Genomic DNA, 12,508 nt, shown 5'->3' with positions numbered 1-12,508 from the left:
ACAACCTAAGGAACGATCATGACAGCATCCCTGGACCTCTGGCGCAAGAACGCCGAGCCGTTCACCGCGATCACCGTACGGACCACGGACTGGGACGCGCAGACGCCGTGCGATGGCTGGACCGCCCGCGACCTGGTGGAGCATGTGGTCGCCACCGAACGGGACTTCCTGGAGCGGCACGGACTGTCCGGTCCGGAGGTGGACAGCGGTGATCCGGGAAAGCGGTGGCTGGAGCATGAACGTCACGTAGCGGAGCTGCTGGCCGATCCCGCCGTCGCGGACCGGGAATTCCCCGGTTACTTTGGCCCGAGCACGATCGGTGAAACCCTTGCCGGATTCTACGGTGGAGACCTGATTGTGCACCGCTGGGATCTTGCCACGTCCCAGGGGCTCGACGCCGGGTTGTCGACGGAGGATTTGGAGGCGGTGGATGCCGCGATGGACGGGTTTGGCGAGCAGGCCTACGGTCCCGGTCTGTTCGCCCCGCCGGTTCCGGTGCCCGACGACGCCGGCCTCCTCCGCCGGGTGCTCGCCCGGACGGGGCGCCGGGCCTGAGCCGAGGCCGAGCCGTGCGCGCCCGTCAGCGCAGCGCGGTTTGGGGCAGGGCGCCCACGGAGGCGGGGTCCGCCAGCAGTCCGGCGAAGACGAGCTCCGCGGCGCCGACCAGCAGCAGATCGGCGCCCAGGGCGGCCCGTGAGATGGTGACCTGACTGCCGAGCCCGCCGATCCCGCCGGCCGCCACGGCAGCTTCAAGCCGCCCGGCGGCAAACGAGTGCAGCACGCCCAGGAAGCCCCCCAGCACGATGATGCTCGGATTAAAAATGTTCACAAAGTTGGTCAGCGCAAGGGCCAGTAAATCCAGCTGCCGGTGCGTTTCGGCGATGAGCTCGGGGGAGCCGTCCCCGGCCATGGCCGCCTCGAGCTGGTCCTGGTCCGCATGCTCCAGCTTCAGGATGGACAGCAGCCTCCCCAGGCTGACCTCGGTTTCCAGGCACCCGCGCCGGCCGCAGTGGCAGGGGAGCCCACCCGGAGTGACCACGGTGTGCCCCAGCTCACCGGCGTACCCGGCGGCACCGCGCAGCGGCACTCCGCCCACCATGGCGCCGCCGCCGATTCCGCTCGCGCTGCCATTGAGGTAAATGACATCGGATGCTCCCACCGCAGCTCCGAAAAGGCTCTCCGCAAGCGAACCCAGGTTGGCGTCGTTCGCCGCCCGGGCCGGCAATCCGAGCCCGGCGGACAGCGCGTCAGCCAGCGGCTCGCCGGACCACAGCAGATGCGGTGCCAACAGCACAGAGCCGTCATGACTGTTAACGAGTCCGGGAACCGCGGCGCCCACTCCGGCAATCCGGGTCATCCCGGCCAGCTCCGACTGCATGCCATCCACCACAGCCCTGCTGATGTTCACGGTATCCACAACCGTGGGCGGGGAACCGGCGTCGTACCGTACCCGCCGGTGCACCTTGCCGCCCAGCCCCACCAAGCCCACGGTGACGGCATCGACGTCGGGGTTTATGGCGATCGCCGCAACTTTCTCGTTCGCGTGCACCAGGGGAGAGGGCCTGCCGACGCGTTTGAGGGCGGGCGGATCAGTTTCGTACGCCAGGCCCAGCTCGGCCAGCTCGGCGACAAGCGCGCTCACGGTGGAGCGGTTGTAGCCGCAGATGCGGGTCAAATCGGCGCGGGAGAGCGGGCCACGCCTGTGGAGGAGGGTCAGAACCCGGGACAGGTTCTGTCCGCGGATGTCCGTGCCCGGGGATGTACCAGCACTCATGTTGCTGCCGTTTCTGCTGAAGTTGGATGACGGAGTGGAGCCCGCCGCGGAACGATGCCCGGCCAGCCGGCGGTTTTCCAGCGTAACCCGGGTCCGGGCGCCAAACCGCGTTTTGTTGTGGAAGATTCAAAACGTGGCATTGGACGGCGGAAGTCCACCTCAGGTTTTGTGAAAACCATTGACACCTGCGGTTTAGAGTCATATGTTGTTGAATCCAACTAATACCGGATCTTGGAGTGAACTGTGACAATGACGCCATCACCATCGGACCGCTTTACCTTTGGACTCTGGACGGTGGGCTGGACCGGAAATGATCCGTTCGGCGTTCCGACCCGCTCCGAGCTGGACCCGGTCGAGGGCCTGCACAAGCTGGCCGAGCTGGGCGCCTACGGCGTCACGTTCCACGACAACGACCTCATTCCGTTCGACGCCAGCGCCTCGGACCGGGCGCAGATCCTGAAGAACTTCACCACGGCCCTGGCGGAAACCGGGCTGAAGGTGCCCATGGTGACCACCAACCTGTTCAGCCATCCGGTGTTCAAGGACGGCGGCTTCACCTCCAATGACCGTTCCGTCCGCCGGTACGCGCTGCGCAAGGTCCTGGCCAACCTGGATCTGGCAGCCGAGCTGGGAGCGGAAACCTTTGTCATGTGGGGTGGCCGCGAGGGCTCCGAATATGACGGATCCAAGGACTTCGCCGCAGCCTTTGACCGCATGAAGGAAGGCATTGACACCGCCGCCGGCTACATCAAGGAAAAGGGCTATGACCTGCGCCTCGCGCTCGAGCCCAAGCCGAACGAACCCCGCGGCGACATCTTCCTGCCCACCATCGGGCACGCCCTGGCCTTCATCAACGAGCTGGAGCACGGCGACATTGTTGGGCTGAACCCCGAAACCGGCCACGAGCAGATGGCGGGGCTGAACTTCACCCACGGCATCGCGCAGGCGCTGTGGTCCGGCAAGCTGTTCCACATTGACCTCAACGGCCAGAAGTCCATCAAGTACGACCAGGACCTGGTCTTCGGCCACGGCGACCTCACCAGTGCGTTCTTCACTGTCGACCTGCTCGAAAACGGCTTCCCCAACGGCGGCCCGACGTATGACGGCCCGCGCCACTTCGACTACAAGCCGTCCCGCACTGACGGGTATGACGGCGTGTGGGCCTCCGCGGCGGCCAACATGTCCATGTACCTGCTGCTCAAGGAACGCGCCCTGGCCTTCCGCGCCGACCCCGAAGTTCAGGAAGCCCTCGCCGTCTCCGGCGTCTTTGAACTGGGACAGACAACCCTCGATGCCGGCGAAAGCACCGCCGATTTCCTCGCCGACACCGCTTCCTTCGAGGATTACGACGCCGACAAGGCCGGAGAGCGCGACTTCGGCTTCGTCCGGCTGAACCAGCTGGCCGTGGAACACCTGATGGGTGCCCGCTAACTCCTGCAAGGTTCTCTTACCGCCGACTCCTGCCGCCGGGTCCGTGTCCGCACGGGCCCGGCGGTTGGGCGTCCGGGTAGCATCGCACGAACACATCGACTCGCTGAAACCGATAATTCATCAACGACGAAAGGTACCGCCATGGCACTGGTCGCCGGCGTGGACAGCTCCACCCAATCCTGCAAGGTGGTCATCCGGGATGCCTCCACGGGCGCCCTGGTCCGTTCGGGCAGCGCCCGGCATGCCGCGGGCACCGAAATTGATCCGGAAAACTGGTGGTCAGCCCTGCAGCAGGCGCTGCAGGCGGCGGGCGGTCTGGCTGATGTCCAGGCCGTTGCGGTCTCCGGCCAGCAGCACGGCATGGTCTGCCTGGATGAGGACGGCGCCGTGATCCGTCCGGCGCTGCTGTGGAATGACACCCGTTCCGCGCCGGCTGCCGACAAAATGGTGTCCGAGGCCGGACCCGACGGCGCGCGGTACTGGGCGGAGGAAACCGGCACGGTCCCCGTGGCCTCGATTACTGCGGCAAAACTGCGGTGGCTGGCCGAGAATGAACCCGCCAATGCGTCCCGCACGGCCGCGGTTTGCCTGCCGCACGACTGGTTGAGCTGGCGCCTTGCCGGGTACGGGCCGGGCAGCGGCCGCGCCGGACTCGAGGCGCTGCGCACGGACCGCTCCGATGCCTCCGGCACCGGCTACTGGTCCCCGCGCACCGGCGAATACCTGCCGGCAGTGCTGGAACAGACCCTGGGCCACGTGCCGCTGCTTCCCCGGGTCCTCGGCCCGCTCGAAACGGACCAGCACACCTCTGAGGGTGCCGTGATCGCACCGGGCACCGGAGACAACGCCGGCGCTGCCCTGGGCGTGGGCGCGGGAGTGGGCGACGTCGTCGTTTCCGTGGGCACCTCCGGTACCGTTTTCGCTGTTGCTGCGGATCCGACCGCCGACGCCAGCGGCCTGGTGGCCGGCTTTGCCGATGCCACCGGCAACTACCTTCCGCTCACCGCCACCCTGAATGCCTCCCGAGTCATGGATGCGACGGCGGCGCTGCTGTCAGTCGACCTGCCCGCGCTGACGAGCCTGGCGCTTGGTGCTGCGGCGGGCGCCGGCGGCCTGAGCATGGTCCCGTACTTTGAGGGGGAACGGACCCCCAACCTTCCCGATGCCACCGGATCCCTGCACGGGATGACGCTGGCGAACTTCACGCCGGCCAACTTGGCCCGCGCCGCCGTCGAAGGCATCGCCTGCTCACTGGCGGACGGGTTCGCGGCGCTGGCCGATCAGGGCATCGAGGCCCGCCGCATCATCCTGGTGGGCGGAGGCGCGCGGTCCGAAGCAATTCAGCAGGCGGTTTCGGCTGTGTTTGGCATGCCCGTGACGGTTCCGGAGCCGGGGGAGTACGTGGCCGACGGCGCCGCCCGGCAGGCCGCGGCCGTCCTGTCCGGTGAATGGCCGCAGTGGACCGCGGCCGGCACCTCCGTTGTGGAGGCTGCACCGGCTCCGGATGTTCTGGAGCGCTACCGCCGGGCCGCGGCCACCGCCCGCTAAACCCACCCGCGAAATGGCGGAAAGTGCTCTTCCCAGCCCTGGGAAGAGCACTTTCCGCCATTTCGGCGTGGGCAAATTACGAAATCCTTGTAATTAGTCCGTAATTACGTAATTATCGGGTATGACGTCAGAACACGAGGACCGGTTGCAGGCGCTCGAGGAGCGCGTTGCCGCCCTGGAACAGGTGAGCGCGGATCGCGAACCGGCGCCGGCACCAGACAACGGCGACGTGTTCTGGGTCCTCAACGGCGTGCGCAGCCGCTATCCCGGTCCGGGAGCTGTCCTCTTTGCCGGCACCGCGGAAACCGCGGCCGGCGCCCGCTACGAGTACCAGTACGGCCTGGAAACAGAGCACCTGCTCGACGTCGACTGGACTCAGTTCGCCGACTCGCTGGCATCACTGGGCCATCCGGTTCGGCTGACGATCCTGCGCGCGGTGCTCGGCGGAACCGAGACCGTCACCGGACTGGTGGAGGAACTGGGCTCCGGAACCTCCGGCCAGATTTACCACCACGTCCACCAACTGACCGCCGCGGGCTGGCTCTCTCCGCACGCCCGCTCCCGTTACCGGATTCCGCCGGCCCGGGTCATCCCGCTGCTGGCCATCCTGACCGCTGCAACCGGAGGTAATTGACATGCCCGCACGAGCACGAATCGTTACCGGAATTCTGGCGGCGTCCGCCGTCGTGGCCTGCGGGCTTCTGGCGGCGCCATGGTCGCCCCGGCTGTCCTCACAGATTTCCGGAGACACAGCATTGGCCGACGCCGTCCGGCCGCTCCTAAAGACTCCGGCGGACCAGGTCAGCGTGGTTTACATCCACGACGGCACGGTTCGGTATGCCGGTTTCGGTGCCGATGAAAACACCGAGTTTGAGATTGGCTCCGTGTCCAAGACGTTCACCGCGGCCCTGCTGGCGGACGCCGTCGAGCGCGGGGAAGTGACGCTGGAGACCACTGTCGCCGATATCCTGGGCCCTGACCTGAATGATCCGGACGCGAAGATCGGCACCGTTACTTTGGCCGAGCTGGCCAGCCACCGATCCGGGCTACCCCGCCTGGCCACGGACCCTGGCTCGATCTTCTCCGGGCTCATGGCGGGCATCCTGCACCGCGACCCCTACTCCGCTTCACCCGACGAGGTGATTGAGCAGGCCCGCTCTGCGCCGGTGGGCGGCCGCGGCGACGTGAGCTATTCCAACCTGGGTTATGCCTTCCTCGGCCAGCTGCTGGCGAAGGCAGCCGGGATGGACTACCAGGAGCTGCTGCAGCAGCGCATCCTGGAGCCGCTGGACATGCAGGACACGTACGCACCAATCACGGCCGACAACCTGCGGCCCGATGCCCCGGAGGGCCGCTCCGCAGGCGGGCTGGGCCAGGCGGCCTGGACCATGCACGGCAGCGCCCCGGCCGGCGGAATCCGCTCCACGGCCGCGGATATGTCCCGCTACGCGCAGGCAATGCTGGCCGGCACCGCGCCCGGCGCCGAAGCTCTCGATCCTGTCTGGGAAACCGGGGACGACGGCGAACGGGTGGGCCTGTCCTGGTTCACCCAGGTTTCGAAGGAATCACCGGAACGGGTTGTCACGTGGCACAACGGGCAAACCGGCGGTTTCGCCTCCATGGCGGCGCTGGACCGCGGCGTGGGCAAGGCAGTGCTCATCTTTTCCAATGTGGCCGCCGGCCAAGAAGAAGCGGCGCTGACCCTGCTGAAGGAAGGCCTCTGATGCTTCTCTCGGTCATCCCCTGGATCCTCTCCGGGTTACTGGTGTACTCCTGCTTTTCCCTGGCCGTCTCAGCGTGGAAACGGGAAGGCCGTTGGTCCCGGCGCAGCGGGATGTCCCTGCTGGTTGGCTTGCTGGAAACGGCGGCCGTGGCGGGACTGTTCCGCCTGGTGGTGCCTTGGAGCCCAGGGACTGTGGCGCTGTGGGTGGTGGCCGCCGTGGCTCTGGCCGCCGCCGCGGCCGGCGTCATCATTCGCTGGCCGGAGCTGACTGCCCGGCCGCGTTCCGCCGAGCGGTTGGCTGCGGATGACGCGGCAGCGGAGCACGCCGCGGCAGGTGAGGACGCACCGGACCGCTGGAGCGGGAATGCCGGCACTAAGACGGTGAAGAAACCGTCCACAAAACCGAAAAAGGAGCCGGGGAAAGCCGCGGTGGCCGGTCACGCGGGGTTCCTTGCCGCCGTCGTCGCCTTTTCCTTTGCCATCGGCTAGGTCCGCCCACGCCGAAATGGCAGAAAGTGCTCCTCTCAGCATTCAGAGGAGCACTTTCTGCCGTTGTGCGGGCGGGATCTGCCCGGAAGGACCTCTCCGGGGGAAGGCTTCGCGGGGGAGAGGGAGCGTTACATGGCCGCTGCGGTTTGCCCGACTTCGGGTTCCCCAGCCGCAGCTGACGGATCCGGCGCCGTCATGTCCCGCAGGAACCTAATCGCGGCGACGTCGTCCTCGGGTCCGCCGCCCTCGTGACCATTGAACGGCCAGGCGGTGATCTGCTTCGGCCCGGCGTAGGCGTTGTAAGCGGCGTACACCGTGGACGGGGGAGTGGTGGCATCCATCAGTCCCACGGTGATCATCGCCGGAACCGTGGCCTGCTGAGCGAAATTGACGCCGTCGAAGTACTGCAGCGTCTGCTGGGCCCGTGCGGCTTCGGTGCGGTGGATGGACAGAAAAGCACCAATTTCCCGGTACGGATAGGCATCCGTAATCTGCAGGGCACGGGGAAAATCGCAGAGGAAGGGAACCCGTGCGACGACGGCGCGCACATCAGGGCACAGTGCCGCGGTGGCCAGCGCGACGCCGCCGCCCTGGCTGATGCCCGTGAGCGCGACCCGGTCCGGGTCCACCCAGTCCAGTTCGCGTGCTGCCTGGACCGCCCGGACTGCGTCGGTGAACAGCCGGCGGTAGTAGTAGGTGTGCGGATCCAGGATGCCCCGGGTCATCAGGCCGGGAACCTGCGGGCCGCCGCTGCCGGCGCCGTCCGCCGTAGCGCCCCGGCTCCAGCCGGCGCCCTGCCCGCGGGTGTCCATCTGCAGGTGCGCGAAGCCGGAACTGGCCAGCAGCAGATTGTCCTGCGGTTCGCCCCGGCCGCCGCCGTATCCGACAAATTCCACGACGCAGGGCAGGGGTTCGGACGTCCCGTGCGGCAAACGCAGCCAGGCGCGGACCGGCTCGCCATTCCAGCCGTTGAACTGGACATCGTAGACGTCCACGGTGGCCAAAACGGTGGGTTCGGCGGTGACGGTGAGGTTCAGCGGGTGGGACCGCGCCTCGGCGAGGGTCTCCTCCCAGAACGACTCGAAGTCGGCGGGGCGGATTTGGGAACTGGTGTAGGCCGCGAGCTGGTCGGCGGGCAGATCGAAGTACATGAACGAATCCTAATCGTTGTGACGAGGAACATATTTCAAATGGCTCCGTGCCGTGCAGAGTGCTCCGCTGAGTTTAGGCCTGGCCGGTGGTCGTTTCCGGTGAGGTATCCGCTGCGGCGTCGGGTTCCGGCACCGCTCCGGCGCTGCCGGAAGCCTCCAGCTTGGCCATGCCCCCGCGGCGGTACGCCGGGGTCGCAGTGGCGAGGATCAGCGTCATCAGCACGCAGCAGCCGATAATCACAGCGGACATGGCCAGCGCTTTTCCGCCGAACACTCCCACCAGGGGGCTGACGACGCCGGCCACGCCCACCTGCAGCGCGCCGATCATCGCAGCGGCGGATCCGGCCATGTGGCCGTAGTTGCCCAGGGCCATGACGGTGGCGTTCGCCGCGATCAGCCCGTGCATGCCCAGCACCAGCCACAACCCTGCGGCCAGGCCGAACACGCCGCCGAGGTTGGTGATGATGAGGACCGGCAGCAGCAGGGACAGTCCCAGCAGAATTGGAACGGCAATGCGCAGGATGCTCATCGGCGATGCGTGCTGCACGAGTGCGGCATTAGCCTGTGCGGAAAGGACCATGCCGGCGCCGTTGACCGCAAACACGAGGGCGTACTGCCCCGCCGTCAGGCCGTACTCGTCCTGGAACACGAACGGGGAACCCACCACGTAGCTCATGATGACGGCCATGCCGAGGCCGGGAATGAAGGCCAGTGCGAGGAAATGCCGGTCCCGCAGCAGCACCCGGTAACCGCGGAACGCCCCCGGTCCGCTGCTGGTGCGGCGCCGTTCGGCCGGCAGGGTCTCCGGCATGAACCGCCAGACAATCAGCACCAGGATCACCCCGATCAGGGCCAGTGCCACGAACACCGCACGCCACTGCCAAATGCCCGCCACGGCCTGGCCAATGGTTGGGGCCAACAGCGGGGCAAGGCCAATGATCAGCATTAGCCGGGACAGCAGCCGCGCGGCGTCGGAGCCCACAAAGCGGTCACGGATGACGGCGATGGCGACCACGCCGGCGGCGGCGTTAAAGAACCCCTGCAGGACCCGCAGCCCAATCAGGGTGCCGATGCCGGGAGCGACGGCGCACAGCAGGGAGACAATCACATGCAGGCTGATGCCGATCAGCAGCGGGAGCCGCCGCCCGAAGCGGTCCGAAAACGGCCCGATGACGAGCTGCCCGACGGCGGCGCCGATCAGGGTTCCGGACATAGTGAACTGGGCCGCCGCCTGGCTGGTCTGCAGATCGGAGGCCACGGTGGGCAGCGACGGCAGGTACATGTCGGTGGTGACGGCCGGAAGGGCCGCCAGCGCGCCAAGCATCAGGATGTACTTGAATCCCGGACGGTACGAGGCCTGGGTGCCCTGGGCCCTGGCGGGGTTGCTCAAAAGGGGCGCTCCTTGTGGTGGGGGTGGAGTGTCTGGGGTGTCGCGGTGGGGCGACGGTGCGAGGCGCGGTTTGTTCGGCTGCAGAACAAAACGGAGCCGTTTTCAGCCTAGGGTCGGACAGCCCGCCTGAACAAGAGGAAACGGCAGTGTTATCGGCCACTTCGGACGGTGTGGAGGAACGTCTGCGCCATCAGCGGCTGGTCCAGACCCAGGGCGACGTCGATGAGCGGCACCGGACCGGCGTCGCCGTGGTGCTCGCTTTCGCCCGGTTCCAGCCGGCGGTCCACCAGGGTCTGCCCCCGGCTGTGGCCGGTCAGTTCCACGCGCACCGGATACTGCTGCAGCTGCACCGTCTCCGGAACGGCCACGAGGCAGGCGGCGCCGGCGTCGCCGATGGTCACCGGCTGGGGTTCGGCCTGCCCGCGCCGCCCGCCCGCAGCGAGGATGGCGCCAACCAGCCGGGCGCCGTCGTCGTCGGCCTCCGCCAGCGGCAGGTACTGTCCGGGCGTCAGGGTGGCCTGGAGGAAAACGTCGAGCCCGTACATGACGGTGGGAATGCCGCTGTGGATGACGATGGCCAGGGCCTCGGGATCGTGCCATGCGTTGAATTCGGCATGCGACGTGGCGTTGCCTATTCCGGCTGAACCTCCCATGAACACGATCCGCTCCAGCTTTCGCGCCGTCTGCGGATATGCCCGGAGGAAGAGGGCAACGTTGGTCAGCGGACCCAGCGCCAGCAGCGTGACCGGAACGGCGGCCACGTCGATGGTGCGGTGCATGAGTTCGACGGCGGCCACGGCGCTGGGGGCATGCGGGCTTTGCGGCAGCTCCAGACCGCCCAGCCCGTTGGCGCCGTGGAAGGCATGGGCGTTCCGCGGGTCATTGATCAGCGGCCGCTCGGCGCCGCGGGCGACGGGAACGTCGCCGGACCCGGCGGCATAAAGCACATTCAGGGTATTGCTCACCACTTGGTCCACATCGGTGTTGCCGGCCACGCAGGTCACGGCCAAAAGGCTGATCCGGGGATCCCGGGCCAGGAACACCAGCGCCAGCGCATCGTCCATGCCGGTGTCGACGTCGGCCAGGACAGCGGTGCGGGAAGGGGGAGAGGTCTGCATGCGGCGGCTTTCGGAGGTTGGAGTTTCAGTGTAACCAGCGCGGGTTCCCGCGTTGACCGGGCGCGGAGGGCACCACAGACTGGAAGGACCTCTGCTGCGGTATTCTGCCGCACGGGACCGAGCAGCACCGCCTTTCGAGAGGTGAGCGCCATGGAAAAGAGATTCCTGAACTATCCGGAATGGCAGGACACTGCCGACACCCTGCACATGTTCCTGCAGATGGCGGGGAAGGTGAAGCTGGCGCGCAGCTATAGACGCCCCGAATGGGCGCATGTGCGGCTGGACCTGAGCCTTCAGGGCATTGGAACCGGCATCATCCCGGCGGAGGACTGCAACTTCGAGATCTACTTCAATCTGGCGCAGCATCATGTCGATGTGCAGAACAGCCGGGGAACCCGGACCCGGATCCCTCTCGGCGACGGGCTGGCTGTCGCGGACTTCCACCGGCAACTCATCACGGCGCTCGACTACATCGGCACGCCCACGCCCATCACCACCGCCCCGCAGGAGTTTTACGACCCCACGCCGTTTGATGTGGACACCAAGCATCACTCGTATGACCGGGATGCCGTTGAACTGTTCCTGGCCAACCTGCAGTTCGCTTACCGTTCCCTGGGCGGATTCCTCGCTCCCATGCGCGGAAAGGTGGACATGCCGGCGTTTTGGTTTGGCACCATGGACCTTTCCGGCAATGTTTTCAGCGGGCAGCCGGCACCGTATTCGGGGTCGGACCAGATCGGCAAAAACAGCTTTGACGAAAAATTCTGCGAGTTCGGGTTCTGGCCCGGCGACAACAAAAACCCCCAGCCCTCCTTCTATGCGCTGCCGTATCCGTTCGTGGCCAGCATCGGCAGCTACGGAACGCTGCTGTCGCCCGAGAAGGCATATTTCCTGGCCGCGGAGAGTGAGTTCCTGTTCAGCCTGGAGGACGCCTTGTCCTATCCCGATCCGCAGCATGCGGTGGGGGAGTTCTGCCGTTCCAGCTTCACCATCCTGCAGCGGCTGGACCGGTGGACGGACCTGGAGTGGATCACCGAGCCGCTGACCTACCGGAAGTAGTTTCCGCCCTGGGCTGCCGCGCGTCCGCGCCACCTGTTTCCCGCCTTGGGGCGGGACCGGCGGCTACCGGCTGTAGGGAGGCAGCGGCTGCTCGAGGGCGCGCTCGCGCAGAAGCTGCAGACGGATGCTGCGGGCTGTTTCCATATGGGCGCGGGCAATGGCGCGGGCACCGTCCACGTCGTGGCTGTCGATGGCGCTGATCAGGGCGGCATGCTCATCGAGGGCGGCATCCCAGCGCTGGTCCACGGAAAGGGTGGAGCGCGGAGCATGCACCAAATGGGTGGACAGGCGTTCCAGCAGGTCCGTCAGGATGGGGTTGTGCGCGCACTTCCACACGGCTGCATGGAACTCCAGGTTGGTGGTGATCCTGGTGCGGTCATCGGGAGCCTGAAGCTGCCGGTCCCGTTCCAACAGCGCTTCAAGGCGCATCAGATCGGTGAACTGGCGGGCACGGGCGGCCTGGCCGGCGGCCTCCTCCTCCAGCAGGATGCGCATGTCATAGATCTGGATCACCTGTGCCGGTTCCACCTGGGGGACCTGCAGCCCGCGGGCCACCCGTTCCAGCAGCCGCTCCTGCTGCAGGCGCGAGAGGGCTTCCCGGACCGGGGTGCGCGATACACCGAAGCGCTCCGCCAGGGAGATCTCCCGCATGGGGGTGCCCGGCTGATGGACGCCGGAGAGGATCTCGCTGCGCAGGGTCGCGAAGATGGCCTCACCGTCAATGCGTGCTGCTGCTTGGGCCATGGGGCGTCCTAGGAAGTGCGGAGGGGAAAGGGCATGCGTAAAACCGAAACCGACGGAGCCAACTTTACGGGAGCCCTGCCC

At 67.0% G+C, this 12,508-nt stretch carries 12 protein-coding genes; 7 read left to right on the top strand and 5 right to left on the bottom strand.

All coding sequences use genetic code 11. The annotated features are described in order from the left end of the window. Positions 1-18: 18 nt before the first annotated feature. Positions 19-555 carry a TIGR03086 family metal-binding protein gene (locus AAE021_RS11790; protein ID WP_342022522.1) on the top strand — a complete coding sequence of 179 codons (537 nt, stop codon included), beginning with the start codon at positions 19-21 and terminating at the stop codon, positions 553-555. A gap of 25 nt (positions 556-580) precedes the next feature. Here AAE021_RS11790 and AAE021_RS11785 read toward each other — a convergent pair whose 3' ends face one another. Next, positions 581-1,774: an ROK family transcriptional regulator gene (locus AAE021_RS11785; RefSeq protein WP_342022521.1), complete on the bottom strand. Its 1,194-nt coding sequence runs from the start codon at positions 1,772-1,774 to the stop codon at positions 581-583. Between the two features lie 249 nt (positions 1,775-2,023). Between AAE021_RS11785 and xylA the strand changes: the two genes are divergently transcribed. From xylA to AAE021_RS11760, 5 genes are all read left to right on the top strand, one after another. Beyond that, positions 2,024-3,205, top strand: a complete 1,182-nt coding sequence (gene xylA / locus AAE021_RS11780) for a xylose isomerase (RefSeq protein WP_425362396.1) — start codon at positions 2,024-2,026, stop codon at positions 3,203-3,205. Positions 3,206-3,346: 141 nt separating this feature from the next. Then, positions 3,347-4,753, top strand: a complete 1,407-nt coding sequence (locus AAE021_RS11775; RefSeq protein WP_342022519.1) for an FGGY family carbohydrate kinase — start codon at positions 3,347-3,349, stop codon at positions 4,751-4,753. A gap of 121 nt (positions 4,754-4,874) precedes the next feature. Next, positions 4,875-5,387 carry an ArsR family transcriptional regulator gene (locus tag AAE021_RS11770; RefSeq protein WP_342022518.1) on the top strand — a complete coding sequence of 171 codons (513 nt, stop codon included), beginning with the start codon at positions 4,875-4,877 and terminating at the stop codon, positions 5,385-5,387. A gap of 1 nt (position 5,388) precedes the next feature. Then, on the top strand, positions 5,389-6,477 hold the full coding sequence (locus AAE021_RS11765; RefSeq protein WP_342022517.1) for a serine hydrolase domain-containing protein: 1,089 nt from the start codon (positions 5,389-5,391) through the stop codon (positions 6,475-6,477). Then, positions 6,477-6,965 (top strand): hypothetical protein, encoded by a 489-nt coding sequence (locus AAE021_RS11760; protein WP_342022516.1) that lies wholly within the window; start codon positions 6,477-6,479, stop codon positions 6,963-6,965. Before AAE021_RS11765 ends, AAE021_RS11760 begins: the two co-directional genes overlap by 1 nt. A gap of 128 nt (positions 6,966-7,093) precedes the next feature. Here the strand turns inward: AAE021_RS11760 and AAE021_RS11755 are convergent, their stop codons facing one another. From AAE021_RS11755 to AAE021_RS11745, 3 genes are all read right to left on the bottom strand, one after another. Then, entirely contained in the window at positions 7,094-8,116 is a 1,023-nt protein-coding gene (locus tag AAE021_RS11755; RefSeq protein WP_342022515.1) for an acetylxylan esterase, read from the bottom strand. A gap of 73 nt (positions 8,117-8,189) precedes the next feature. Then, on the bottom strand, positions 8,190-9,506 hold the full coding sequence (locus AAE021_RS11750) for a multidrug effflux MFS transporter (RefSeq protein ID WP_342022514.1): 1,317 nt from the start codon (positions 9,504-9,506) through the stop codon (positions 8,190-8,192). A gap of 149 nt (positions 9,507-9,655) precedes the next feature. Beyond that, the gene (locus AAE021_RS11745; protein ID WP_342022513.1) at positions 9,656-10,624 is read right to left on the bottom strand and encodes a nucleoside hydrolase; all 969 of its coding nucleotides are present in this window, start codon (positions 10,622-10,624) and stop codon (positions 9,656-9,658) included. Positions 10,625-10,774: 150 nt separating this feature from the next. On the opposite strand from AAE021_RS11745, the gene AAE021_RS11740 reads away from it, so the two are divergent. Then, entirely contained in the window at positions 10,775-11,683 is a 909-nt protein-coding gene (locus tag AAE021_RS11740) for a DUF5996 family protein (protein ID WP_342022512.1), read from the top strand. A gap of 63 nt (positions 11,684-11,746) precedes the next feature. Here AAE021_RS11740 and AAE021_RS11735 read toward each other — a convergent pair whose 3' ends face one another. Beyond that, the gene (locus AAE021_RS11735; RefSeq protein WP_342022511.1) at positions 11,747-12,427 is read right to left on the bottom strand and encodes a GntR family transcriptional regulator; all 681 of its coding nucleotides are present in this window, start codon (positions 12,425-12,427) and stop codon (positions 11,747-11,749) included. Positions 12,428-12,508 lie beyond the last annotated feature (81 nt).

This window comes from Arthrobacter citreus (assembly GCF_038405225.1).
GTDB lineage: Bacteria > Actinomycetota > Actinomycetes > Actinomycetales > Micrococcaceae > Arthrobacter_B > Arthrobacter_B citreus_A.
The sequence above is the reverse complement of the archived record's forward strand: the minus strand, read 5'-3'. Positions and strand labels throughout refer to the sequence as shown.

Excerpts from the sequence above, each read along its gene's own strand:
- AAE021_RS11755 (WP_342022515.1), bottom strand. The coding sequence starts at position 8,116 with ATGTACTTCGATCTGCCCGCCGACCAGCTCGCGGCCTACACCAGTTCC.
- AAE021_RS11745 (WP_342022513.1), bottom strand. The coding sequence starts at position 10,624 with ATGCAGACCTCTCCCCCTTCCCGCACCGCTGTCCTGGCCGACGTCGAC.
- AAE021_RS11735 (WP_342022511.1), bottom strand. The coding sequence starts at position 12,427 with ATGGCCCAAGCAGCAGCACGCATTGACGGTGAGGCCATCTTCGCGACC.
- AAE021_RS11740 (WP_342022512.1), top strand. The coding sequence starts at position 10,775 with ATGGAAAAGAGATTCCTGAACTATCCGGAATGGCAGGACACTGCCGAC.
- AAE021_RS11785 (WP_342022521.1), bottom strand. The coding sequence starts at position 1,774 with ATGAGTGCTGGTACATCCCCGGGCACGGACATCCGCGGACAGAACCTG.
- AAE021_RS11790 (WP_342022522.1), top strand. The coding sequence starts at position 19 with ATGACAGCATCCCTGGACCTCTGGCGCAAGAACGCCGAGCCGTTCACC.
- AAE021_RS11760 (WP_342022516.1), top strand. The coding sequence starts at position 6,477 with ATGCTTCTCTCGGTCATCCCCTGGATCCTCTCCGGGTTACTGGTGTAC.
- AAE021_RS11775 (WP_342022519.1), top strand. The coding sequence starts at position 3,347 with ATGGCACTGGTCGCCGGCGTGGACAGCTCCACCCAATCCTGCAAGGTG.
- xylA (WP_425362396.1), top strand. The coding sequence starts at position 2,024 with ATGACGCCATCACCATCGGACCGCTTTACCTTTGGACTCTGGACGGTG.
- AAE021_RS11765 (WP_342022517.1), top strand. The coding sequence starts at position 5,389 with ATGCCCGCACGAGCACGAATCGTTACCGGAATTCTGGCGGCGTCCGCC.
- AAE021_RS11770 (WP_342022518.1), top strand. The coding sequence starts at position 4,875 with ATGACGTCAGAACACGAGGACCGGTTGCAGGCGCTCGAGGAGCGCGTT.